This window comes from Variovorax sp. Soil_C_17, from assembly GCF_057657265.1.
In genome coordinates, this window is record NZ_JBDGIT010000018.1 from 38,567 (window position 1) to 61,881 (window position 23,315).

20 protein-coding genes and 1 pseudogene are annotated in these 23,315 nt (G+C 67.4%); 15 read left to right on the forward strand and 6 right to left on the reverse strand.

Annotated elements, in window-relative coordinates:
* Positions 1-126: 126 nt before the first annotated feature.
* From AC3A6Y_RS33330 to AC3A6Y_RS33340, 3 genes and pseudogenes are all read right to left on the reverse strand, one after another.
* Positions 127-3,041: pseudogene (locus tag AC3A6Y_RS33330) on the reverse strand (Tn3 family transposase).
* Positions 3,042-3,192: 151 nt separating this feature from the next.
* Complete coding sequence (locus tag AC3A6Y_RS33335; protein WP_487872494.1) at positions 3,193-3,366, reverse strand: restriction endonuclease; 174 nt, start codon at positions 3,364-3,366, stop codon at positions 3,193-3,195.
* A gap of 6 nt (positions 3,367-3,372) precedes the next feature.
* Complete coding sequence (locus tag AC3A6Y_RS33340) at positions 3,373-3,714, reverse strand: hypothetical protein (protein WP_487872495.1); 342 nt, start codon at positions 3,712-3,714, stop codon at positions 3,373-3,375.
* A 102-nt stretch (positions 3,715-3,816) separates the two neighbouring features.
* On the opposite strand from AC3A6Y_RS33340, the gene AC3A6Y_RS33345 reads away from it, so the two are divergent.
* The 3 genes from AC3A6Y_RS33345 to AC3A6Y_RS33355 all read left to right on the forward strand — a co-directional run bounded on the left by AC3A6Y_RS33345 (position 3,817) and on the right by AC3A6Y_RS33355 (position 7,532).
* Positions 3,817-5,469 (forward strand): ISL3 family transposase, encoded by a 1,653-nt coding sequence (locus AC3A6Y_RS33345; protein WP_487872515.1) that lies wholly within the window; start codon positions 3,817-3,819, stop codon positions 5,467-5,469.
* Between the two features lie 23 nt (positions 5,470-5,492).
* On the forward strand, positions 5,493-6,350 hold the full coding sequence (locus AC3A6Y_RS33350; protein ID WP_487872496.1) for a LysR substrate-binding domain-containing protein: 858 nt from the start codon (positions 5,493-5,495) through the stop codon (positions 6,348-6,350).
* A gap of 129 nt (positions 6,351-6,479) precedes the next feature.
* Entirely contained in the window at positions 6,480-7,532 is a 1,053-nt protein-coding gene (locus AC3A6Y_RS33355) for a lysophospholipase (RefSeq protein WP_487872497.1), read from the forward strand.
* Positions 7,533-7,603: 71 nt separating this feature from the next.
* On the opposite strand, the gene AC3A6Y_RS33360 is transcribed toward AC3A6Y_RS33355, so the two are convergent.
* Positions 7,604-8,398, reverse strand: a complete 795-nt coding sequence (locus AC3A6Y_RS33360; RefSeq protein WP_487872498.1) for a fumarylacetoacetate hydrolase family protein — start codon at positions 8,396-8,398, stop codon at positions 7,604-7,606.
* A gap of 213 nt (positions 8,399-8,611) precedes the next feature.
* Here AC3A6Y_RS33360 and AC3A6Y_RS33365 point away from each other — a divergent pair, with 213 nt between their 5' ends.
* From AC3A6Y_RS33365 to AC3A6Y_RS33415, 11 genes are all read left to right on the forward strand, one after another.
* The gene (locus AC3A6Y_RS33365) at positions 8,612-9,508 is read left to right on the forward strand and encodes a branched-chain amino acid ABC transporter permease (RefSeq protein ID WP_487872499.1); all 897 of its coding nucleotides are present in this window, start codon (positions 8,612-8,614) and stop codon (positions 9,506-9,508) included.
* On the forward strand, positions 9,499-11,262 hold the full coding sequence (locus tag AC3A6Y_RS33370) for a branched-chain amino acid ABC transporter ATP-binding protein/permease (RefSeq protein WP_487872500.1): 1,764 nt from the start codon (positions 9,499-9,501) through the stop codon (positions 11,260-11,262). Before AC3A6Y_RS33365 ends, AC3A6Y_RS33370 begins: the two co-directional genes overlap by 10 nt.
* Positions 11,252-11,959, forward strand: a complete 708-nt coding sequence (locus AC3A6Y_RS33375; protein WP_487872501.1) for an ABC transporter ATP-binding protein — start codon at positions 11,252-11,254, stop codon at positions 11,957-11,959. The genes AC3A6Y_RS33370 and AC3A6Y_RS33375 overlap by 11 nt, the downstream gene beginning before the upstream one ends.
* Positions 11,949-12,560, forward strand: a complete 612-nt coding sequence (locus AC3A6Y_RS33380; protein ID WP_487872502.1) for a cupin domain-containing protein — start codon at positions 11,949-11,951, stop codon at positions 12,558-12,560. Before AC3A6Y_RS33375 ends, AC3A6Y_RS33380 begins: the two co-directional genes overlap by 11 nt.
* Positions 12,553-13,845, forward strand: coding sequence for a phosphopyruvate hydratase (gene eno / locus AC3A6Y_RS33385; RefSeq protein WP_487872503.1), 1,293 nt, complete (start codon positions 12,553-12,555; stop codon positions 13,843-13,845). The genes AC3A6Y_RS33380 and eno overlap by 8 nt, the downstream gene beginning before the upstream one ends.
* A 67-nt stretch (positions 13,846-13,912) precedes the next feature.
* Entirely contained in the window at positions 13,913-14,500 is a 588-nt protein-coding gene (locus tag AC3A6Y_RS33390; RefSeq protein WP_487872504.1) for an NADPH-dependent FMN reductase, read from the forward strand.
* 47 nt (positions 14,501-14,547) lie between these two features.
* Positions 14,548-15,552: a VOC family protein gene (locus AC3A6Y_RS33395; RefSeq protein WP_487872505.1), complete on the forward strand. Its 1,005-nt coding sequence runs from the start codon at positions 14,548-14,550 to the stop codon at positions 15,550-15,552.
* 20 nt (positions 15,553-15,572) lie between these two features.
* Positions 15,573-16,103 (forward strand): carboxymuconolactone decarboxylase family protein, encoded by a 531-nt coding sequence (locus AC3A6Y_RS33400; protein ID WP_487872506.1) that lies wholly within the window; start codon positions 15,573-15,575, stop codon positions 16,101-16,103.
* Between the two features lie 64 nt (positions 16,104-16,167).
* A complete protein-coding gene (locus AC3A6Y_RS33405; RefSeq protein ID WP_487872507.1) occupies positions 16,168-17,391 on the forward strand; it encodes an amino acid ABC transporter substrate-binding protein in 1,224 nt (407 codons plus the stop codon).
* Between the two features lie 94 nt (positions 17,392-17,485).
* The gene (locus tag AC3A6Y_RS33410; protein ID WP_487872508.1) at positions 17,486-18,613 is read left to right on the forward strand and encodes an alcohol dehydrogenase catalytic domain-containing protein; all 1,128 of its coding nucleotides are present in this window, start codon (positions 17,486-17,488) and stop codon (positions 18,611-18,613) included.
* Complete coding sequence (locus AC3A6Y_RS33415) at positions 18,610-19,614, forward strand: phosphotransferase family protein (RefSeq protein ID WP_487872509.1); 1,005 nt, start codon at positions 18,610-18,612, stop codon at positions 19,612-19,614. The genes AC3A6Y_RS33410 and AC3A6Y_RS33415 overlap by 4 nt, the downstream gene beginning before the upstream one ends.
* 54 nt (positions 19,615-19,668) lie before the next feature.
* Here the strand turns inward: AC3A6Y_RS33415 and AC3A6Y_RS33420 are convergent, their stop codons facing one another.
* Entirely contained in the window at positions 19,669-20,634 is a 966-nt protein-coding gene (locus tag AC3A6Y_RS33420) for a C-terminal binding protein (protein WP_487872510.1), read from the reverse strand.
* A 22-nt stretch (positions 20,635-20,656) separates the two neighbouring features.
* Positions 20,657-21,709 carry a LacI family DNA-binding transcriptional regulator gene (locus AC3A6Y_RS33425; RefSeq protein ID WP_487872511.1) on the reverse strand — a complete coding sequence of 351 codons (1,053 nt, stop codon included), beginning with the start codon at positions 21,707-21,709 and terminating at the stop codon, positions 20,657-20,659.
* 228 nt (positions 21,710-21,937) lie between these two features.
* On the opposite strand from AC3A6Y_RS33425, the gene AC3A6Y_RS33430 reads away from it, so the two are divergent.
* On the forward strand, positions 21,938-23,221 hold the full coding sequence (locus AC3A6Y_RS33430) for a porin (RefSeq protein ID WP_487872512.1): 1,284 nt from the start codon (positions 21,938-21,940) through the stop codon (positions 23,219-23,221).
* The last annotated feature ends 94 nt before the right edge of the window (positions 23,222-23,315 follow it).

A 23,315-nucleotide genomic window follows, 5' to 3' on the forward strand; every position in this document is an offset into this window, starting at 1 on the left:
GTGACGCTTCGACGGATGAGCATTGGCGCGGGTTTCGCGATGGTGGCGCTCGCAAGTCCTTGACGCTACACGAGTTTCTGCTATCCCTCGCCTGGCTCTCCAGGGCGCGTTATCCAGAGGTCGATTTCAGCCGCTGGCCCTTGTTTTGCCTGCAGTTTGTGACGGCAGCAGCTGCGCCGCGTAGCGCTCGACAGGGAAACGGAAGACGCCCCGCAGGTTGATGCCCTCGAGGCGGGTCGGCGCGATGCGCCCCGTCAACTCCGGCGGCACGATCTGGCGCCGGTTGGCCCACCGGTCCAGCACCGCCTGCATCTGCGCCGTGTTCCACGCCATCACGATGTTGGCCAACAGGCTCAGCGCGTCCGCCACGGCCTGCATCTCGTCCGCACGCCGAGCCTGCGCCGGAGCGACGCGGCCGGTATAAATTGCGCGCTTGAGCGCGTTCACCGCTTCGCCACGGTTGAGCACCCGTCGCAACTCGCGCCGGAAACCGCCGTTGACAAGGTAGTCGGCCAGGAACGCCGTCCTCAGCAGCTTCCCCAGTTGTACACCGGCGTCATAGATCGGGTCTCCTCGCGCTGCCGAGCCGAATCTGGCCAGCGCGGTCACCGCGCTGGCATGGCCCAACATCACCGAGGCGGCCAAGTGCACGAGGCTGTCCCAATGGGCTTCGATAAGCGTGGTGTCTACACTGGCCTGGCAGACAGCAGCGATCTCCTTGGGGACCTTCATGCCGCGTGGCACGAAGAGGTGCCGCTGCTTGAGTTCCTTCAGCCTCGGACACAGGTCGAAGCCCAGCAATCGGGACAGGGCCATCGCGAAGTCGGTGAAGCCGTGCGTGTCCACGGAGAGCTGAGATGTCTCGATGCGTTCCTGTCGAATGACACCTTCGATGGCGGCGCCCGCCTGACGCTCATTGAGCACGATTGGCTGCGCGTGGAAGATTCCCCAACGGTCCTGCACGTGGCTGTATACGCCGATGGAGGCCGTTTGGCGCCGTGGGTCCTGGCGTGCTTGCCAGACGCGCCGACTGGTCTCCAGGCTCATCATGTCGGAGGAGGCCAGATCGCTTCGGCCCCAGGTTGCTGCGATGGGATGGCGCTGCATGAATTCCAACACCGCCTGGCAAGCCTGGGCCAGTCGACGCTCGTCGCCGGCCCAGCGCATAGCCTGGCGGATGCTGGTGGCCGACAATTGCGGGATCATGCGCGCGCACTCGGCCGCAGTGAGGCTGGTGCCGTGCGCGAGGATACCGGCATAGGCGGCCATCAGCAGTTCCTTGTCCGTCCTCGGCTCACGCCCGAGCATGATCCAGCTGAACCGCGCCTGGGCATCCACGGCCAGGATGACCTCGGGGAGTTGCACCTCGCCGATGCGCTGATCGAGCTGGCTCCTCAGCCTGGTGACTTGCGGATCCTCTTCTTCCGCGGCCAATGACACCAGATGCAGCTCGTCGTCAACGCGCAGATCGCCAGAGCGCGCGGCGGCTGCCACCGCGTCGACACCGACGAGAACGCGTGCGAGTAGCGGCACGAGGAACTCGCTGGCCTTGGCCGGCAGCTGCAGCCTGGCGTAGTGACGCCGAGCTTCGGCCTGCCAACGCTCCTCGGGCAGGAACAAGCGCTCCCGGCCGCGAAAGCTCAGTGAATGTTCGATCCAAACCGAGCCGTTGCGCACCGCCCGGCGCAGCGCGAGGAGGGTGGCGACCTCCAGCGCCCTGAAGGCACGCTCGCGATCAGGGTCGGCGATGGCTGCGCGCCAGGCTGCGCCAAGGCGTGGCGCCGTGGCCCCATCTGGAAGTCGCTTGGCGCCGGCGGCGTAACCGGCTCGCAGCTTGTTCAACGCGTCGAGCGCGGGATGCTCGCCGGTAGCCTGCCAGGGCAGCCGGCCCACGCCGACCAGCAGCGAGCGTACAGGCGCGACGGCGTCGATCAGACGCTGTCGGATGACCGATGCTCGACTCGGCGGGCGCTGGGCGCGCTTGGCCGCGACGATCTCGCGCAGGCGCGAGCGAAGTTCGCCATCGGGAACATCGTCATGGGAGGCAAGCTCGGAGAGTTGCAGCAGCAACTCCTGGTACTGCTGCGCCCAATCCAAGGAGGCGGCAACGCCGTCGGCACCGTGGCGCCACAGGTCGGCCACGCGGCGCTGGAACATGAAAACGAGCTGATCGGTGGCCGTGAGCAGGCAGTAGCGCAGGAAGCAGCTCACCTCCAGCGTGCGAGCCGGCTCCTTGATCCTGGCGCTGACCGACAGGGGTCGGCCCGCCATGCGCCGGGCGTAGCGGCGCACCAGCACGTCATTGAGATCGCCCAGATGCCGATCGACGCCGAGATCGATCAGGAATGCGATGCGTTCCAGGACCTCGGTAATCTGGCGCGTGGAATGCCTTGCCGGCGCGCTCCACAGCCAGCTTTGGCAGTGCACACCGTCCGGGCGCGGTGTATTGAGCGCTGAGGTCCAGCGCTGGCGGGTCGCCGCAGGCACCGTTGTCATGATGGCCTGGCCAGTCGATGCTTCGAATTCGACCAGTGCGGCCGCCACCATGGCGCGGATCACGCGGTCGTGCACGATGAGCAGGCGATGGTCGTAGAGCCACTGCCTGGCAAGCACCAAGAGTCGCTCGCGGTCGGAGCAGTGCGCGACTTCATCGCGCAGGACCCTCACAAGAGCGCGGCGCTGGTGCTCGGTCATCCATTGTAAGCCCAGGCATTCACAGGCTTGCTGCTGGTGGTCGAACAGGGTGCGCCCGCGGGCGTACAGCGCACGCAGCGACACCAGGGCGGGCGTGGAGATGTCGAGCTCGCGGCCAAGGTGGCGAAGCAGGGCAGGGGCACGGTGCGCACGCTGTTCAGCGGCCGTCCGGTCATGCGGGCGAAGCCAATGTGCAGCGCCAAGCCCAGCTTGAGGCTGTCGCTGCGCCGCCGCGCAATCAGTTCGAGTTCGGCGCGGCTGAAACTGAAAAAGGCCTGTAGCTCGAATTCGCTGACCTCGCCCGGCATGTCGCGCAGGCCCAGATAGGACGTCTGCCAGCCTTGCATTGCCGTGCTCCTTCGCAGTTCGGGGGCCGGTGACGATACGCCGCGGCGAAGCGAACAGCAATGCTTGCGAAATCAACAACTTAGCGAACTGCCCCCGCGCCGTTGCTGGGGATCCGAACCGTCAGTTTTGACACTGAAAACAAATCGACCCCTACAGCTCTCGCACCACCTCCACGCCGACCTTGAAGGCCTTCCACTGCTTGCACTGCACCAAGAACTTCTCGCCGCCCTTGCTCAGTACCAAGTCGACACCACCGTCTGGACCGCCGCCGCCGGTCTCCTGCACGCGAAATCCTTGCAGTCTGAAGGCCTCACCGACCAACACCTCGAACTAGCGCCAGGACATGCCGTCCAGCGCATCTGCGCTCTTGGCGTGCGCGACGTTGCCCATGAGCATCCGACGCGCCCGGCGGCGCCAGGCCGACATGCCCGCACCGATCTGGCAAAGGGCAGGCACGATGTACTGCCCATAGCCAGCCAGCGTGGCTCCGGCGGACCGGACGGCGGTCGTCGCGACGCTGCCCGGCTGGAAGGCCGTCACCGGCACCGCTTGCGCCCAGCGGTGGAAAAGCACGTAGAAGATCAGAGCCAGGACCACTCCAGCCCACCAGGGCAGCATGGCGACCAGTTCCAGGAAATCCTCCACCGGGCTCGACCTCTTTCTTCTTGCCATCGTGCCCTCCCGTGAAGTGTAGTAATGATGGTTCTTCCGCACTTGATGTGACGACACGGTGCCGGCGGCATGATCGACGTCCAACTTCAACGGAGGGGCGCGATGATTGTCATTCCCGGTCTGACGAGTTCACTTGCAGGTGTCGGCAAGCGAATCATCGAGTGGCACGAGGAGAACGAGCGCCTTTTCGTGGAGGCGACCAGTTCAACCCGATGGGCCGAATGTCCGAAATGTTCGCGCCGCAGTGACCAGGTACACGGTCGCTACCATCGTCAGCTCGACGATCAGCCCTGTTTCGGTCATCCCGTGACAATCTCGATCGAGGTTCGTCGCTTCAAGTGTGGGAATGCGAACTGCAAGCAGCGCACATTCTCGGAGCGCCTCGGCACCTTCGCTTCCACGGGACATCGCCGCACCCGAGGCTTCAACGAAGTGCTGCGGTCACTGGGCTACGCGCTCGGCGGCGCGGCAGCCGCTCGACTGGCAGCCCGCCTCGGCATGCGCATCAGCGACGACACCGTGCTGCGCGAGCTGCGCCGCGCCGGATGCCAGCCGCCAGAGACAGCGCCCGTCGTTGTCGGCATCGATGACTGGGCAATGGCCCGCGGCCATCGGTATGGGACGATCATTGTCGATTTGCAATTGCGCAGGCCCATCGAGCTAATCGGCAACAGGGAGACGTCAATGGTCGCCGACTGGCTCTTACGTCACCCGACTGTCACGGTGGTCGCCAGAGACCGGGCTGGGGCCTATTCGGACGCTGTTCAAAGCGCAGCACCTGCAGCGCAGCAGGTCGCCGATCGCTGGCACCTTCTGAGCAATCTGCGGGAGGTGGTGGAGCGCCTTTTGATGCGTCAGTCCGCGAAGCTGCGAGAAGCGGCGAGGCTGGTGGGCCAAGCACTGTACGTTGGACGTGAGCCGCTCAGGGCAGACAACGGCGCCAAGGTACTCGCGCTCACCATCTGGCAGCGTCTCGGGATCGACCGCCGCGCGGCACGACTCGCCCTCTACGAAGAGGCCGTGCGTCGGCACAATCTCGGAGAGACTTTCAAGGCGATCGGCCGCGCGATGAACCTTGACCAACGCACCATAAGCAACTTCATTCGCTCCGGCTCGTTTCCCGAACGGGCGCAGCGCACGAGGGGTTACCAGATGCTCGATGCCCATCGTGAATACGTCGACTTCCGCACCGCAGAAGGCTGCGTCAGCGCCACCCGTGTCTGGCACGAACTGCAAGGCCAAGGCTTTGCGGGCAGTCGAAACACCGTGCGCAATGAGATGGCGCGAACACGCGCCACGGCGCAGCAGCCACACGGATCTCCAACCGGTGTCGAACGCTTTGCTCGCCCTTCACCAGGGCGGGCCTATGCCTGGCTCGTCGGCTGGGACGATCGCGGCAATCACGAGCGGAAGCACAGCGATCACAAGCGGTTCGTCGATACCCTTTGCAGGATCGAACCCTCGATCGCCATCGCCGGTCACATGGCTCGGCATTTTCTTGGGCTGGTCCATCGTCGCGACGTCATCGGCTTCGACGGCTGGCTCGCACGGGCACGCAGTTGCGGTGTACCGGAACTGCGCCGCTTCGCGGTTGGGCTCAAGGGCGACTTGTCAGCGGTACGCGCGGCGTTTGAATCGGTCTGGAGCAGCGGACAGGTCGAAGGGCAGGTCAACCGACTCAAGTTCCTTAAGCGCCAGATGTACGGTCGTGCAAGCCTCGATTTGCTGCGGATTCGAACGTTGCACCCCAATTGAAACGAGGGCCGTCGTCACATCAAGTGCGGAAGAACCATCTTTACTACTCTTCACGACAGCCGGCCGTCAGCAATGCGCTTCGTCGCGCCCGCCAACTGACCAACGACGATCTGTTCATCAAGGTGGCCAACGGCGTTCGGCCGACGGCGCGGATGATGGCGATGTGGCCCGACATCCATCGGTCGCTCGCCGTCTTACGCGCCTCGATCGCGCCGCAGCATTTCGATCCTCGTGCGGACGCCACCACCTTCCGGATTGCAGTGACCGACAGCCTTGCATCCCAGGCGGTGCCCGGCATCACGCTGAAGCTGAGCGAGGCCTCGCCTTTCGGGCGTGTCGCGTTCTCCCACCACACGAATGCCAGTTCCCTCGAGGCGATCGAACGCGGCACGCTGGACTGCGCAGTCGGGATGTTTCCGGCGCTGCCCCACAGCGTCCATGTGCACAGTCTCCGTGCGGACCACTATGTCTGCGTCATGAGGCGAGGGCACGAACTCGGCCGCGCCATGTCCCTCGATAGCTTGGCCGACGCGCGGCACGTGCTCGTTTCCCCGTCGGGTCAGGACATGGGCATCGTCGACAGCTGGCTCAGCCTGCATGGCCGCAGCCGCAGCGTGGTCGCAGTCGTCAATCGCTTCGCCGACGCACTGCGGATCGTGGCCGACAGCGACCTGCTGGTCTGTGTTCCCAGCGACCTTCTCCATGGCCACGCTCGCAGGCTCATGGCCAGGAACAAGCTTGTGACGCGCGGCCTGCCGTTCGAGGTGGAGAAGCTCCTGTACAAATTGGTCTGGCATGAGCGGCTGCATGCTCACCCTGCGCATCAATGGTTCCGCTCCCTCGTCGCGGAGGTCTGCGGCGCAGCCGTGGGCGATCGTTGACGCGACCCTGGCCGGCGCGCACGGTTCGTCAATGAGCGGAGCCAATGAGTTCATTGGCTTTCCTCGTTGGACGCGCCCCAGCCCAGGGCCTCTAATTCGTGCGTCATCAGAACACAACGGAGAGGCTTCATGCTTCACATGGACGGAAAGATCGCCGCCGCGGCTTGCGCGCTCGTGCTCGGATGCGGGTGCATCGGAGCCGCCGCCGCTTCGATCGGCGGGCCCCTGAACCTGGCCGACGAGGGCATGTTCTTCGTCAACGGGGAGCCTGCCACCTCGAAGCATCCGGGCGTTTCGCCGGCCGGCCCGGTCAAGCCGGGAACGGTGACGGTCAACCAGATGTACGTGCACTACCGCATCCCCGCCAACAGGACCAGCGCCATCCCCATCGTGCTGGTGCACGGCGGCGGCTTGACCGGGATGAGCTACGAGACCACGCCCGACGGACGGGAGGGGTGGGCCACCTACCTCGCGCGCAAGGGGCATGCCGTCTACGTCGTGGACACGCCGGGGCGCGGGCGCTCCGGCTTCGACGCGACCGCCATCAACGCAGCCAAGGCCGGGGAGAGCGTCGCCGGGTTGCCCGCCAGCGTGTTGATGGTGACGGCCGAACTCGCCTGGCCTCTCTTTCGCTTCGGGCCGTCGCACGGGACCGCCTACCCCGACACGCAGTTTCCGGTCGAGGCATTCCCGCGATTCGCTTCGCAGGGGGTGCCTTTCGCCGAGGCCATGCTCGACAGAGGAGGCATGGGAACGGCCCCGAAGGCGCTCGCGGCCCTGCTGGACGATATCGGCCCCGCGATCGTCGTGGTCCATTCGCTGGCTGGTCCTTTTGCCGATGCGCTGGTCGGACTGCGTCCGGCGTTGGTCAAGGCCGTCGTCAACATCGAGGGCGCGCAGTCGGTCGCACCCACGGACGCGCAGATCGCGGCCTATCGAGGGGTCCCCGTGCTGGAACTGTTCGGCGACCATCTCGACGCTCCCGTGTTCACGGGCCAGCCCCGCTACGCGGCGCGCAAGGCCGTGGTCGAGCGGATCAAACGGCTCGAAGGGGGCCGGGCGACCCTGGTGCGCCTTCCCGATGTAGGCATCAAGGGCAACTCGCACATGATGATGCAGGACAGGAACAACTCGGAAGTGGCTGACTTCATCCTGCGCTGGATCGCAGACCAAGTGCGCTGAGTCATCCTCTGCCGCGGGTGATGGCAATGACGAAGCCGACCCGCTTCCCGAGCGGCCCGGGCGCCGGCCGCTCAGCTGGAATGCGCGCTGCCGCGATCCTCCGCCACGACATCGTTGCGCAGGATGCCGATGCCCTCGATCTCGACTTCGATGGTGTCGCCCACCTGAATGGGGCCGACGCCCGCGGGTGTGCCGGTCATGATCATGTCGCCCGGCAGCAGGGTCATGTACCGGCTGAGATAGGAAACGATTGCGGGCACGGAGAAGAGAAGGTCCGAGGTCGTGCCGTCCTGGCGCACGGTGCCGTTGACGCGCGTGATGATCCCGAGCCCGGAAGGGTCCAGCCCGGTGGCGATCACCGGCCCCATCGGCGCGAAAGTGTCGTAGCCCTTGCCCGCGAGCAGGCAGCCGAATTCGCTTTCGCGACGCTGCAGCACCCGATCGCTCACGTCGTTGCCGCAGGTATAGCCGAACACATGGTCCAGCGCGTTCGCCTCGGACACGTGGCGCGCCTGCTTGCCGATGACGACGGTGAGCTCGCCCTCGAAATGGATGTTCTGTCCGTCGTCGGGGTAGACGATCGACTCGTCCGGGCCGATGACGGTCGTGCTCGGCTTCATGAAGAGCACCGGCAACTGCGGGACCGCCTTTCCGACCTCCTTGGAATGCGCGATGTAGTTGTAGCCGAGGCCGAACACACGGGGCCGCTCGATGGGCGCGAGAAGGCGCACGGCCGCGAGCGCATCGATGGCGCCGCTGCGCTTCAGGCCGTCGAGCGGCGAGCCGTCCAGTCGAACGAGCGTCGTTTCGTTCTCGACGATTCCGTAGTGGACGCGATCGTCCAACGCGTACCTGGCGATGTGCATGGGGAGTTCCGTTTTGTTCCGTTGGGATGATGAGTTCATGCGAACGTTAGCCCTCAAGCCATCGACTGTCAACCGAAACCCTGTCCACTACGCATCGTGAGAAAATCGTTGACAAGGGGAGCAGGCGTTTGCAGAATCAATGCCAACGTTAGCACAACCAAGGAGACATCGCGTTATGAGCAAAATTGGACACCCTCTGCGGCGCATCGGAGCGTGCGCCGCATCGCCCGGGCCGGGCCGCGAGCCGGACGCGTGCGCACCATGAGCCTGACGCTGCTCGCCCAAGCGGCCATCGGCGGCGTATTGCTGGGTGGCATCTACGGCTTGCTGGCACTCGGACTCAGCCTGAGCTGGGGCTTGCTGCGCCTGGTGAACCTGAGCCATTTCGCCTTGGCCTTCCTGGGCGCCTATCTCACCTACCAGCTGGGCACCCAGTTCGGCATCGCGCCGTGGTTCTCGGCGCTCGTTGTGGTGCCTGCGTTCTTCGTGGCCGGCCTGGCCTTGCACGCGGTCTTCGTGCGTTTCAAGGTCGACGAGTTCGCGTCGATGCTGGTGACGTTCGGGATCACCATCCTGATCGAGTCCATGATCCAGTGGCTCTGGTCCGCCGACTATCGCAAGTTCGAGTCCGGCTACGCCCAGGAGTCGCTGCAGATCGGGCCCGTGTTCGTGCCGGTGCTGGAACTCGCCGCCTTCGCTTGCGCGGCGCTTCTCGCCATCGCCGCGTGGGCGGGGCTGAACCGGACCTTGCTCGGCAAGGCATTGCGCGCTGCCGCCCACGACGGCGCCATCGCGGCCGCCTTCGGCATCAATGCCACGCGCCTGTCGTACCTTCTTGCCGGGCTGTGCGCCGCCCTGGCCGGCGTTGCCGGCGTGTTCATCGCGCTGACCTCGACGCTCGCGCCCTCGCAGATCGAGGCCTGGATCGGCGTCGTCTTCGCGGTGGTGATCATCGGCGGGCTCGCCAGGCCGCTGGGCGCCCTGGCGGCCGGCGTGCTGATCGGCGTCTCCGAGTCGATCACTATGGCGGCGGTCAATCCCGCCTGGGCACCTCTGGTCGCCTTCTCGATCCTGATCGTCCTTCTTCTGTGGAAGCCCAGATGGCTCTGACACTACAACGTGCCCGTGCGGCGACCCTGGCGGCGGTGGCCGGGCTGATCGCACTTCCCTACGCAGGCGTCGCCGACTTCTACCTGTCGTACCTCTATGTCGTCTTCTTCTGGATCGCGCTGGCCACCAGCTGGGGCATCCTGAGCGGCTATTCGGGCTACTGGAGCTTCGGCCACGCGGCATTCTTCGGTGCCGGGGTCTACACGGCCGCCACGCTGGCCGGCAAGTGGGGCGTGCCCTTTCTGCTGACCGTTCCGGCAGCGGCGGCGATCGCGGCCGCGCTGGCTCTCGGCATCGGCCTTGTCGTGTTCCGCATCAAGAGCCTGCGCGCCGAGTTCTTCGCGCTGCTGACGCTGTCGGTGACCTATGTGCTGGCGGCCATCATCTCCAACACGCCGCTCGACGGGGGTGGCGGGGTCTACCTGAGCAATGTGGCCCTTCCCCAGTTCGGCACGACGGTGCCGGGTGCCATCTACCTCCTCGGACTCGCGCTCGCGCTCGCGGCGCTCGCCGTGTCGCGCCGCATCCTCCGGTCGCGCCTGGGGGCGGGCTTGCTCGCCATCCATGACGACGAGGACGTGGCGGAGGTCAAGGGCGTGCCCACCCTGCACTACAAGCTGGCCGCCTTCGCCATCTCCTCGGCCATCGCCGGCGCGGCGGGAGCGATCCAGGCGGGCTACCTGGGCTACGTGACGGTGGGGGAGACCTTCTCGATCACCGTGCCGCTGTACGTCGTGCTCATGAGCATCCTGGGCGGCGCCCGCCATTGGGCAGGGCCGGCCATCGGCGCCACGCTCATCACCGTGGCCTTGAGTCTTTTCGTCGGCGGCGGCCATGCCGAGATCGGCCGCGCAGGCGTGGCGCTCGCACTCGTGGTCGTGATCCTGGTCCTGCCGCAGGGGATCGTCCCCAGCCTGCTCGCCCGACGGGTCCGCCGCAAGGACCCGGCGCCGACGGCTGCGCCGGAGGCGCACAACGCGGTGGTCATGCAGGCGCCTGCCCTCCACGCCGTGACCGGGCGCCCCTTGCTGGTCTGCCGCGGAGTCGCGAAATCCTTCGGCGGCATCCGGGCCTTGCAGGGCGTTCATCTGCAGGTGGACGAGGGAGAGATCCTGGCGCTCGTGGGGCCGAACGGCTCCGGCAAGTCGACGCTGATCAACATGATCAGCGGCCACTTCTCGCTCACCTCCGGCACCATCGAGCTCGCGGGCACGCGCCTCGACGGCCTGGCACCGCACGAGATCGCGCGCCGCGGCATCGCGCGCACCTACCAGATCCCGCGCCTCTTCGACCACCTGACGGTGCTGGAGAACGTTCGCCTGTGCGCCTTCTTCGGCGGGTCGCGCGCGTCGACAGGGGAGGGCGACGCGCAAGCGCTGGCTCGACGCTGGCTCGCTTTCACCGGCCTGGAGGACAAGGCGGATCTCCTGCCGCCCGCTCTCAACCTGCACGAGCGCAAGTTCGTCGAGCTCGCGCGCGCCCTGGCAGCCCGGCCGCGCCTGCTCCTGCTCGACGAGGTGCTTTGTGGATTGACCCCGACCGAAGTCGACCAGGCCATCGCGATGATCCGAAAGATCAGGGCCGGCGGGACGACGATCGTCTTCGTCGAGCACCTGATGCGCGCCGTGGTGGCGCTCGCCGACCGCATCGCGGTGCTCGACCAGGGCGCGCTGCTCGCCCTCGGACAACCGCGCGAAACGATGCAGGACCCCCGCGTCGTGGGCGCCTACCTGGGGACTGCCCATGCTGCTTGAAGTACGAAAACTCCATGTGTCCTACGGCGACGCGCCCGCGCTCTGGGATGCGACGCTGGAGGTCGCCGCGGGCCAGGTGGTGGCCGTGGTCGGCCCCAACGGCGCAGGCAAGAGCACCCTGATCAACGCCATCGCGGGCATCCTGCGCGCGCGGCAGGGCGAGATCCGGCTCGACGGGACGGACGTCGCGAAGATCCCGGGCCATCGCGTGTGCGAGCACGGCATCGCCATCGTCCCTGAAGGGCGGCGCCTGTTCACCCACATGAGCGTTCTCGAGAACCTCGAGCTCGGCAGCTACCGTGCCGAAGCGCGCGGCTCGGGCGAGGGCTCGCTCGAGAAGGTGTTCTCGCTCTTCCCGATCCTGAAGGAGCGGCGCCATCAGATCGCCGGCTCGATGTCCGGCGGGCAGCAGCAGATGGTCGCGATCGGCCGCGCGCTGATGGCGCGGCCCCGGCTGCTGCTGATGGACGAGCCCTCGCTCGGCCTCTCGCCGGCCGTGGTCGACGACATGTTCCGGATCATCCGCGCCATCAACGAGCGTGGCGTGGCCGTGCTGCTGGTCGAGCAGAACATCCACAAGGCGCTCGAGATGGCGCACCACGCCTATGTCATCGAGCAGGGGCGGATCGTGACCTCGGGCAAGCCCGACACGCTGCTCGGCAACCCTCGCATTCGGGAGGCTTATCTTGGCGTCTGATCTCCTGCTTCAAGAAGGCGCACCGCTGGTCATCCGCCGCGTGGTGACCGGCCACGACGGTGCAGGCGCGTCGGCGCTGGCGCTCGACTCGGCCGTACCGCGCTCCGACGCCTTCCGGCACATTCCCGGCATGGTGTCGCGCCTGGTGTGGGCGAGTGCGCCGGTGCCCGGCTTGCCCTTCGACGGCGTGGACCCGACGCCGGCCGTTGCCGACTTCGTGCCTGCGCCGGGCGCGACGCGCTTCCTGATCGTCACCTTTCCGCCGGACAGCGTGTTCTCGGCGCCGGACTTCGATCCTGCAGCCGCTGCCGCGGAGAACCTCGCCATCAGCCCGGGCCTGGCCGAGCGCTTCGAGCCCGACGGCATGCACGCCACCGACACCATGGACTACGGCATCGTCCTCGACGGCGAGATCTGGCTCGAGCTCGACGAGGGGCGCTCGACACATCTGCGCCGCCATGACGTCGTGGTGCAGAACGGCACCCGCCACGCATGGCGAAACAAGAGCGAGCGGCCGGCGACCCTCGCCTTCGTGCTGATCGGCGCATCGGGCGCGGCACGGAGCAACACGCCATTCGACACAGGAAATGCTCATGACTGATACGAGGATCACGCGGCTGCAAGGCCGCCGCGTGTGGGATTCGCGCGGACGCCCGACGGTGGAGGCGGAAGTGGCGCTGGCCTGCGGCGTCACCGCCCGCGCCATCGCGCCCGCCGGCGCCTCCACCGGCAGCGGAGAGGCGCTGGAGTTGCGCGATGGCGGCACGCGCTTCGGCGGCCTGGATGTGACGAAGGCGCTTTCGTCGATCCACGAGATTGCGTCTTCGCTGGAAGGGCTCGACGCCTGCGATCAGGCGGGCATCGATGCGCGCCTGCTCGCTCTCGACGGCACTCCGAACAAGAGCCGTCTCGGCGGCAACGCCATCGTGGCCACATCGATGGCCGTGCTGCAGGCCGCCGCGGCCTCGGCGGGGGAGCCCCTGTGGCGCCATCTCGCCGGCGGGCGGCCGGTGCGCATGCCGCTGCCCGAAGTGCAGATCTTCGGCGGTGGGGCGCATGCGGCGCGGCGCGTCGATGTGCAGGACTTCATGGTGATGTGTCCCGCGGCCGGCAGCTTCAGCGAGGCCCTCGAATGGACCGCCGAGATCTACCTCGCCGCCGGCGCCCTCATGAAGAAGGCGGGCAAGCTCCAGGGGGTCGCCGACGAGGGCGGCTACTGGCCGGCCTTCGACAGCAACGAGCAGGCGCTGGACATGCTGATGCGGGCCATTGCCGATGCGGGCCTGCGCCCGGGCGAGCAGGTCGGCATTTCCCTCGACATTGCCGCCTCCGAGTTCGGCCGCGACGGGCGCTATGTTCTTGCGCTGGATGGCCGCAGCCTCGACTCCGGCGAGATGATCGTGATGCTCGGCGGCTGGCTCGACGCCTACCCCATCCTGTCGATCGAGGACCCGCTCGCCGAGGATGACCATGACGGCTTCCGCCGGTTCACCGAAGCCCATGGCAGCCGTTGCCAGGTCATCGGCGACGACTTGCTCGTGACGAACGCGGCCCGCGTCGCAGCCTCCGCTGCAGAAGGCTTCACGAACGCGGTGCTGATCAAGCCCAACCAGGCCGGCACGATCACCGAGACCCATGCGGCCCTGGCGGCCGGCAAGCAGGCAGGCTTCGGAACGATCGTCTCGGCGCGCTCGGGGGAAACCGAGGACGTGACCATCGCGCATCTGTCCGTCGGCTGGGACGCCGGCCAGCTCAAGGTCGGTTCCTTCTCCCGTTCGGAGCGGATGGCGAAGTGGAACGAGGTCCTGCGCATCGAGGCATCGCTGGGCCGCGACGCCGTATTCAGCGGTTGGTCGGCGTTGCCGTTCAAGCATCGGGCGCCATGAGCGCCGCGGACTTTCAGGCTCTCTTCATCAACACGGCGCAAGCCACATCACAAGGCAGTCACTCGCAATGAAAACGATCCGGCTCGCAGGCATCTCGGGCAGCCTGCGGCAAGCTTCCAGCAACACCGCCATCCTGCGCACGCTCCAGGCCTCGCTGCCCGCGGGCGTGGAGATGACGCTCCTGCCGCTCGACGGCATTCCCCTCTACAACCAGGACCTGGACGGGCCCGGCCTGCCCGATGCCGTGCGTGCGTTCAAGGCGGCGGTCGATTCGAGCGATGGCGTCGTGATGTGCTCGCCGGAATACAACTTCGGCATGCCGGGCGTGCTGAAGAACGCGATCGACTGGGCATCGCGGCCGGCATTCGCATCCCCGCTGAAGGGCAAGCCGGTGCTGGTGATGACCAGCTCGCCGGCATTCACGGGCGGCGTGCGCGCCCAAGCCCAGCTGCGCGAGACGCTGGGCGGCACCTTGTCGCGCGTCATCGCCAGGCCGCAGGTCGTCATCGCCGGCGTCAACGGAAAGATCGAAGGCGGCCGGCTGGCGGACGCCGCGAGCCTGGGCTTCGCGCTCGAGGCCGTCAACGACCTGATCGCCGAGATCGGCCTGCTTCGCGCGGCGCCGACGCCGGCCACCGCACCGGCCCAGGGCTGAGCCCGCCGGCCCTTTCCCGCTTCAACAACCCACCCGCGAGGTCCCTCATGCTGCCCGCCGTCAATCTTCGACCGCCCTTCAACATCACGCGTGCCAGCCACGTCGTCCTCCATGTCTCGGACCTCGCGAGGAGCCGGGCCTTCTACGTCGACATCGTCGGACTCGTGGTCTCCGAGGAGGGCGACGGCGTGTGCTACTTGCGGGGCCTTGCAGAAGCCTGCCATCACAGCCTGGTGCTGGTGCAGTCCCGCACGGAGCAGACCTGCAAGCGCATCGGCTTTCGCGTCTTCTTCGAGGAAGACCTCGACAGCGCGTATGCGTTCTTCCGGGCCGAGGGCCTCGCCGCCGAATGGGTCGACGTCCCGCACCAGGGGCGCACGCTCCACGTCGATGATCCGATGGGCACCAAGATCGAACTCTGCGCGCAGATGAAGACGCTGCCGCGGATGTACCTCAAGTGCGAGAGCTTCACCGGCGCGCATGCGCAGCGCCTCGACCACTATCAGCTGCTGGCGCCCGACACCTATGCGCTCTGCGAGTTCTACAGCCGGCTCGGCTTCAGAAACTCCGAGTACATCGCGCACGGGGACAAGCTGCTGGGCGCCTTCATGTACCGCAAGGGCACCTGCCTCGACCTGGCGATCGTGAATGGCGAAGGGCCGCGCCTGCATCACTTCGCCTACACCGTCTCGGAGTCGCACAACATCTTCACGGCCTGCGATCTGGCGGGCAACTACGGCTACGCCGCTTCGGTGGAACGGGGGCCGGGGCGCCATGGGCCGGGCGGCATGCTGTTCGTCTACCTGCGCGATCCGGATGGCCACCGCGTGGAGCTGTTCAACAGCCACTACCAGACCATCGACATCGAGATCGAGCCGGTGCGGTGGGAGGCGGCCTCGCTCAGCACCAACGTGCGCTGGGGCATCCCGGCCCCGGCCCGCTGGTACTTCGAGGCCACCCGCTTCGCCGGCACCTCCCTCATCGAACCGGCCGAGAAGCCCAATCCCGAAACGCTGGAGAGCTACGCCCTGAAGCTCTCCGCCCAGAACTGAGCAACAGAAAGGTCATTGCCATGGCACGAGTCAAGTATCTCCAACGTTCGGACGCCCAGGCCGATCCGGCCCTCTTCGACCGGCTGGAACGGGAGCGCAAGGTGCCCACCGCCAACATCTTCCGGGCGCTGGCGCATGCGCCGCAGGCGCTGGACGGATTCATCTCCTATGCCAACACGCTGCGCGGCTCCGAGCTGAGCCCCAAGCTGCGCGAACTGGCGATCCTCACCGTGGGGCATTGCACCGCGTCGGCCTACGAGATCGCGCATCACCAGTCCCACGGACTGAAGGCGGGCATCAGCGCGGAACAGCTGCGGGCCGTGCCCGAATTCGAAAGCTCGCCGCTTTTCGACGAAGAGGAGCGGGCCGTCATGGCGCTGGCGCGCGAGTCCACCCTGAAGGTCGATGTGAGCGAACCCACGTGGCGCAAGGCCGCCGCCTTCCTGTCCGAGCGCGAGCAGGTGGAGCTGGTCCTCACCATCGGTTGGTACAACTCCGGCGTTCGCATCATGGGCGCGCTCGGCATCGAGCTCGAGGACGGATACCGGTGAAAGCCGCCGCACGCACGGCCGGCATCGCCTGAGCCGGTCATCTGACAACGCGAGGAGACACACCATGAGCATTGCTGGATTTCAACGACAGCGCCGCACCCTTCTGGCCGCGGCCGGCACGCTGGTGCTGGCACACGGCCTGCCCGCACGCGCGCAGGCGGGCGGCAGCGCGGAGCCGATCCGCGTCGGCGGCACGCTGCCTCTCACCGGGCCGCTCGCGCCGGTGGGCGGCATTCACAAGGTCGCGGCCGAGGCCTTCGTCGATTCGCTGAACAAGCGGGGCGGATTGCTGGGCCGCAAGGTGGAGTTCCTGCTGCTCGACGACCAGTCGCAGCCGGGCAACGCGCGCACCTTGTACGAACGCCTGATCACGCGCGAGAAGGCCGATCTGCTGATGGGGCCCTATGGCACCAGCTCGATCATCGCGGCGATGGGCGTGGCACAGCGCTTCGGCAGGCTGTTCGTCCAGAGCAGCCTTGGCGACCCGAGCCTGGCGCCTTACGAGTTGCAGTTTCCCGCGCTCCCCCTGGGGCCGGAGCCGCGAAAGGCCGATACCGAGGTGCTGCTCGACGCCTACGCCAGCACCGCGACGCCGCCGAAGACCATCGCCTTCGTCACCAGCAAGTTTCCATCGGCCCTCGATCTCGCCAAGGGCGGGCAGGAGGTCGCGGCCCAGCGCGGCCTGAAGGTGGTGCTGTCGCTCGAGTACGAGTTCGGAACGCGCGAATTCGGCGGCATCGCCGCGCGCATCAAGGACGCCAGGCCGGACCTGCTGTGGTCGGGCGCGGTCGGCCTCGAAGCGGCCCAGCTGCTCGATGCGATGAAGCGCATCGACTACCAGCCCGAGCGCCAGTTCCATCTGTTTCCGGCGCCGGGGCCCACCGTGTCGAATCCGCAGGCGGGCGGGCTGACCACGCTGACCTGGTTCGAGGACCACGCGCCCTTCACGCAGAACGCGGGCGCCGCCGAGTTCGTCGCCTCGTACAACGAGCGTGCGAAGGCGGCGGGCCTCTCCTGGCCGCACGTCGACTACCAGGCCGCGGCGGAGTACGCCGCCTGGCAGATCCTGGAAGCCGCGGCCAAGGCGGTGGGGCGTCTCGACGACAAGGCCATGGCCGCCTGGCTCAGGGCCAATCCGGTCGACACCGTGCTGGGGACACGCCGCTTCGACGGCAAGTTCAACAGCGGGGTTGCCGACACCAAGATCAAGCAAGCCCAGAACGGCAAATGGGTCACGGTCTGGCCGCCCAAGTTTCGCCCTCCGGGCGCGGCCTTCGCCGCACCCTGAGTTTTTTTCCCGGAACGCTTTCGTGCCAAGACCGATCCGGCGTCGCCGGACGCGGGCCCGCGCGCGAAAGCTCCGCTCACGCAAAGAGGTCCCCATGAACAGAACCATGATCGCAGCCCGGCTGCATGCGCTCGGCACGCCGATGTCGCTCGACACGATCCCGATCCCCAAGCCCCGTCCCACCGATGTGCTGGTGAAGGTGATGGCCTGCGGCATCGTCCCCAACATGGCCAACGTCATCAACAACTGGCCGAGCTGGTTTCCGCACCAGCCCTTGCCTCGCTTTCCGGCCGTCTTCGGGCTGGACCCCGTCGGCATCGTCGAAGAGGTCGGCGAGGCCGTGATCAACACCAGGCCGGGGGACCGCGTCTACGTGAGTCCGCTGCGCTCCTGCGGCTCCTGCCAGGCATGCCGTGCCGGCCAGCGCAGCCATTGCCGCTACTTCACGCTGAACGGCTACTTCAGCACCAGCCGGGACGGGCAGCGCATCTTCGACCTGTATCCCTACGGCGGCTTCAGCCAGTACATGACGGCGCCGGAGTACGCGATCGTCGACATCCCGGACAACCTGAGCTTCGAGCAGGCTGGGCGCTTCGGCTATCTAGGCACCTCCTACGGCGCCTTGAAGAACGCGGGAGCGGGCCCGGGTCAGGTCGCCCTGATCGACGGCATCACCGGCACGCTCGGGGTCGCGGCCACGATGCTCGGGCTGGCCATGGGCCTGTCGCAGATCCTCGGCACCGGGCGCGACGAGCGGCTGCTCGCCAGGATCAAGGCGCTGGCACCCGATCGCATCCAGGTGATGAAGCTCGGCCACGGGTCCACCGGCGAATGGGCCAAGTCGCTCACGGGCGGCGAGGGCGCCGATTTCGCCATCAGCGCATTGGGCGCGAAGGCGCCCGCGTCGACCATGCTCGACTCGATGAAGGGCGTGCGCCGCGGCGGCAAGGTGGTGAATGTGGGCGGCGTCGCGGAAGACCTGCCGATCGACGTGAAGTGGCTGATGGACGAGCAGATCCAGTTGATCGGCTCGAACTGGTTCACGACGGCACAGGGCCAGGAGATGGCCGAGATGGTCCGCACGGGCACGCTCGACCTGTCGTACCTGGAGCATCGCACCTTCCCGCTCTCGCGCGTGAACGAGGCGATCTCCGGCCTGAAGGACCGCGACGGCGGCTTCAGCAACTACGTCGTGCTTCCCCAGGCCGTGGACGCGGCGTGAACGCGCCGGAAACTGCGCTCGGCGCATTCCTGGTCTCGCAGGGGCTCGCGAGCGCGCAGGAGCCGGCGCGCTGGCATGCGCTGGCGGGCGGGGTGTCCTCCGACATCTGGCGCGTCGACCTGCCGGGCCGATCGTTGTGCATCAAGCGCGCGCTCGCCAGGCTCAAGGTCTCCGCGGATTGGCAGGCGCCGGTGTCGCGCAACGCCTACGAGTGGGCATGGATGCAGTTCGCGGCGGGCCACGCGCCCGACAGCGTGCCGCGTCCGCTCGCCCATGACTCCGAGGCGGGCCTCTTCGCCATGTCCTTCCTCTCGCCGGAAGCGCATCCGGTCTGGAAGGACCAGTTGATGGCCGGCGATGTGTCGACGAGCACGGCGCGCGCCGTCGGGCAGGTCCTCGGCGAGCTGCATGCGGCGAGTGCGGGAAGGGCCGAGCTCGCCGCCGCATTCGACACCACCGATAACTTTCGCGCCTTGCGCCTCGATCCCTACCTCGTCGCGACCGCGCAGCGTTACCCGGCGCTCTCCGGGCCGCTGACGGCGCTGGCGGAGCGCACGGCCGGACTGCGCATCGCACTCGTGCACGGCGACATCAGTCCGAAGAACATCCTCGTCGGCCCGCGCGGGCCCGTCCTGCTCGACGCCGAGTGTGCCTGGTACGGGGACCCGGCCTTCGACCTGGCTTTCTGCCTGAACCACCTCCTGCTGAAGTGCCTCGTGCGGCCGGACCGGTGCGAGGCGCTGCTCGCGGCCTTCGCGGCCTTGGCCGATGCCTACTTCGGGCAGGCCGGCTGGGAGCCGCGCGCCGAGCTGGAAGGGCGCGCCGCCCGCTTGCTGCCCGCCTTGCTGCTCGCGCGCATCGACGGCAAGTCGCCGATCGAGTACGTGAGCGACGAGGTGCACAAAGAGCGGGTGCGCGCCTTCGCCCTCCCGCTGGTCCTGCGTTCCGCGAGCCGCCTCTCGCTCGTCGCAAGCGCGTGGGGCCGCGCGCTGGCTGGCTGAGCCTGCACGCCGCCGCGCGGCATGCGCCGCGTCCGGCGGCGCAAGGGTCGGCGGCTATCGCCGCGGGCCGGCGTTGCGCGGCTGCTGCGGCGCTTCTCCGCGCAGCACCCTCACCACTTCCTCGGCCGCACGCCGGCGCAGCTCGATCAGCGAGGCATCCGACGAGAAGGCGACATGCGGCGTGAGCATGGCACCGGGATGGGCGCGCAGCGCTGCAGGCACCTCGGGCTCGGACTCGAGGACGTCCAGGCCGGCGGCGGACAGGTGCCCGCTGTCGAGTGCCTCGATCACCGCGTCCGTGTCGACCACGGCGCCGCGGCTGACATTGATCAGCAGGCTGCCGCGCGGCATCCGGGCGATCCGGTCGCGATCGATCAGGTGCCGTGTCGACGCTGTCAGCGGCGCATGCACGATCACGATGTCGCTGCGGGAGAGGAGGGTGTCGAGATCCACGCTCTCGACGCCGTCGCCGTCGTCGGCAAGATGGGGATCGTGCGCCAGCACCCGGCAGCCGAAGGCGCCCAGCTTGCGCGCAGTCGCGCGGCCGATGCGCCCGAAACCGACGATCCCGCAGGTGAGCGCGGCCAGGCGGCGCAGCCTGGCGGTGGCGGGGTTCCAGCGGCCGGCGCGCACCTCGCGGTCGAAGGGAAGCAGTCCGCGGGTCCATGCGAGCGCGAAGCCGAGCGCATGGTCGGACACTTCCTCCACGCAGTAGTCCGGCACGTTGGTCACCCAGATGCCGCGCTGCGTCGCCGCGCCGACCGCGATGTTGTCGAGGCCTACGCCCAGCCTGGCGACGATCTGGAGCTCCGGCACTGCCGCAATGGCGTTGGCCGACACCGGCGCCCAGCAAGTCAGGATGGCCGAAGGCTGGTGCTCGCGCGCCAGGGCCTCGACGCCCTCCGCGGGCAAGGGCGTCGCCGGCCCGCTCACGAGGCGCATGCCGGCGGCTTCGACGATGCGGCGCTCGATGTCGTCGTCGGGCCAGGCGTAATCGGTGAGCAGGACAGTGTGGTTCATGGTCTGAATGGAGATGGAATGCTCAGCCGGCCAGCTGCCGGGCGCGCGCCGGGGCGCGGCTGGCGTTGGCCGTCTCGGCCGCGCGTGTGCTGCCGCGCACGACGAGCGAGGGCGGCGAGACGGAGCTGTACGGCGCCGGGTGGGCCGACTTCTGCTTGAGCTGATGAATGAACCAGAGCCCGCAGGCGGTGGCCAGTTCGGACACGGGGAGGCTGATCGTCGTGAGACCGGGGCCCCACCACCGGAAGCCCAGTTCGTCTCCGAAGCCGACCACGGACAGCGCCTCGGGCACGCTCACGCCGCATGCATGCAGCTCTTCCAGCACGCCCTGCGTGTTTTGGACCGAACCCAGCACCACCGCCGTCGGCGGGCTGCGCAGCGCAAGAAGGCGCCGGATCGCGTCGCGGCCGAAGTCCGTCGACGCAGGGGCGCCGAGTTCCTCGCGCACATGCGCGGCCGCCTTGCTGCCGGCGAGGGCATTGTGAAAGCCTTGCAGGCGCGCAGCCCCGGTGGGCAGGTCGGTGGTGCCGCCGATGTAGGCGATGCGCTGGTGGCCGAGCTCGACCAGGTGCCGGGTCGCCTGGAAGAGCGCCTGCGTGTCGTCGATGCCGAACCAATGCTCGCCCAGCGAGGCATGCCTGCGCAGCAGCTGGATGCACGGCGTCATCTTCAGCAGGCGCACCGATTCCGGATGCGGCCGCGAGGTCGGCACGATGATGATCCCGGCCACGTTGACGCTGGTGAGTTCGCGAATGTGGCGCAGCTCGACCAGGCGATCGTCATCGGTTTCGGACAGCGTGAGCTGCAGGTCTGCGCTCTCCAGGCATTTCGACAGGGCGTGCGCGATGGTCGAGTAGAAGCTGTTGCGAATGTCCGGAACGACCAGGCCCACCAGGTTGCTGGAGACGCCGCGCATCATCCGCGCCGCCCGGTTGACGACATAGCCCATGTCGTTCGCGACCTCCTGCACCTTCTGCTTCATGGCCGCGCTGATGCGCGGATCGTCGGCCAGGGCACGGCCCACGGTGGAAGCGGAAACCTCGAGGCGCGCGGCGATGTCTTTGATCGTGACCATGGGATGAGATGAATGCCCGGAATGAGATAACGATAGCACACACGTGCGCTGCCTGCCAAGGCGAGCAGGCTGGATCACCATTGACTTCTTCGCGCCGACGCCCTTAGAATTTATGCTAACGATAGCACGAACACGCACAAGCACGCACAAGCACGCACAAGCACGCCGGATCGACTGATCCACGCCCGGCAACCCCCTTCGGATCGCAATGAAAAAACAGGAGACAACGTGAAGCGCAACCCTCATGCACGCCATGGAGACCGATCGAGATACGCATGGCTCGGCCTTCTTGCCCTCGGCTCGACCGGTGCGGCCTGGGCCCAGTCCTCGGTCACTCTCTTCGGCGTCGTCGATGCATCGGTGAGCCACTACGCCAGCAAGTCGGAGGACCGGAACACCGCGACGCCCGCCTCGCCGTTCTACGTGAACCAGGGCTCGCGCACCGTCAGCCGCACCGCGCTCGCGAACTCGGCCTACAACAACAGCCGCCTGGGCTTCCGGGGAACGGAGGATCTGGGAGGAGGGCTCGCAGCCGGCTTCTGGCTCGAAAGCCCGATCACCAACGACGACGGCGCAACCGGCCTCGCGAACTTCGGCCGGCGTTCGACGGTGAGCCTCATGGGCGGATTCGGCGAGCTCCGCATCGGGCGCGACTTCGCACCCACTTTCTGGAACGACACCGTGTACGACCCCTTCGGCGCGGTGGGCGTCGGGGCCAACCTGATCTCGTCGGCCAGTCTCTTCAATCCCACCGGCGGCGCCGGCACCTTCGGCGGCAACGTCAACTACCTGCGCGTCGGCAACTCGATCGGCTACTTCCTGCCGGCCGGGCTGAGCGGCTTCTATGGCCAGTTCATGTATGCACTGCACGAGAACGACAGCTACGACCCGGGCAGCGCGACGCCGCCGGGGGTGAACCCGCTCACCGGGCAGCTCAACAGCGGTGCGGTCGCAAGAACCCGTGCCGGCCGCTATGTGGGAGGCCGCCTGGGCTATGCCAACGGCCCCCTCGACCTTGCGCTCTCCTACGGCAGCAGCACCGTGGCCGACGACTATTTCGCCGGCACCACCGACGAGGTCAGGACGGCCAATCTGGGTGCGTCGTACGACTTCGGCTCGGTGAAGCTTTTCGGTGAACTGTCCCGCGTCAGCAGAACGCGCGACTATGCGGTCTCACCGCTGATCGCATTGCCCGACACCGATCTCAAAGGTTATTTGATCGGCGCGACGGTCCCGGTGGGAGCGGGCCTCATTCGAGCCGCCTATTCGCGCGTCAAGTACGACATGAATGCGGCGACCTTGGCCCAGGTGCCCGACCCGAAGGGCAGCAAGGTGAGCCTCGGCTACGTGCACAACCTCAGCAAGCGCACGGCACTCTATGCAACCGTGGCTCGCGTCAGCAACAGGAATGGCGCGGCGCTGACGGTGGGTGGGCCGGCATTCATCAACACGAGCGTGTTTGCGCCCAGAACTTCGAGCGGATACGACTTCGGCATCCGCCATGCGTTCTAGAGCGCCTTGCTTCTAGTTGTTGAGTTGCATGTATGGACCCGACGCCATTTGCAAGCTGCTTTCGGTGCTGAGAAACGGTTTGCATGCATGTATC

What these genes read in the sequence shown, in the direction of transcription:
- AC3A6Y_RS33395 (WP_487872505.1), top strand. Translation starts at nt 14,548, where the DNA reads ATGCTGCCCGCCGTCAATCTTCGACCGCCCTTCAACATCACGCGTGCC.
- AC3A6Y_RS33410 (WP_487872508.1), top strand. Translation starts at nt 17,486, where the DNA reads ATGAACAGAACCATGATCGCAGCCCGGCTGCATGCGCTCGGCACGCCG.
- AC3A6Y_RS33375 (WP_487872501.1), top strand. Translation starts at nt 11,252, where the DNA reads ATGCTGCTTGAAGTACGAAAACTCCATGTGTCCTACGGCGACGCGCCC.
- AC3A6Y_RS33420 (WP_487872510.1), bottom strand. Translation starts at nt 20,634, where the DNA reads ATGAACCACACTGTCCTGCTCACCGATTACGCCTGGCCCGACGACGAC.
- AC3A6Y_RS33360 (WP_487872498.1), bottom strand. Translation starts at nt 8,398, where the DNA reads ATGCACATCGCCAGGTACGCGTTGGACGATCGCGTCCACTACGGAATC.
- AC3A6Y_RS33355 (WP_487872497.1), top strand. Translation starts at nt 6,480, where the DNA reads ATGCTTCACATGGACGGAAAGATCGCCGCCGCGGCTTGCGCGCTCGTG.
- AC3A6Y_RS33425 (WP_487872511.1), bottom strand. Translation starts at nt 21,709, where the DNA reads ATGGTCACGATCAAAGACATCGCCGCGCGCCTCGAGGTTTCCGCTTCC.
- AC3A6Y_RS33370 (WP_487872500.1), top strand. Translation starts at nt 9,499, where the DNA reads ATGGCTCTGACACTACAACGTGCCCGTGCGGCGACCCTGGCGGCGGTG.
- AC3A6Y_RS33405 (WP_487872507.1), top strand. Translation starts at nt 16,168, where the DNA reads ATGAGCATTGCTGGATTTCAACGACAGCGCCGCACCCTTCTGGCCGCG.
- eno (WP_487872503.1), top strand. Translation starts at nt 12,553, where the DNA reads ATGACTGATACGAGGATCACGCGGCTGCAAGGCCGCCGCGTGTGGGAT.
- AC3A6Y_RS33345 (WP_487872515.1), top strand. Translation starts at nt 3,817, where the DNA reads ATGATTGTCATTCCCGGTCTGACGAGTTCACTTGCAGGTGTCGGCAAG.
- AC3A6Y_RS33340 (WP_487872495.1), bottom strand. Translation starts at nt 3,714, where the DNA reads ATGGCAAGAAGAAAGAGGTCGAGCCCGGTGGAGGATTTCCTGGAACTG.
- AC3A6Y_RS33400 (WP_487872506.1), top strand. Translation starts at nt 15,573, where the DNA reads ATGGCACGAGTCAAGTATCTCCAACGTTCGGACGCCCAGGCCGATCCG.
- AC3A6Y_RS33390 (WP_487872504.1), top strand. Translation starts at nt 13,913, where the DNA reads ATGAAAACGATCCGGCTCGCAGGCATCTCGGGCAGCCTGCGGCAAGCT.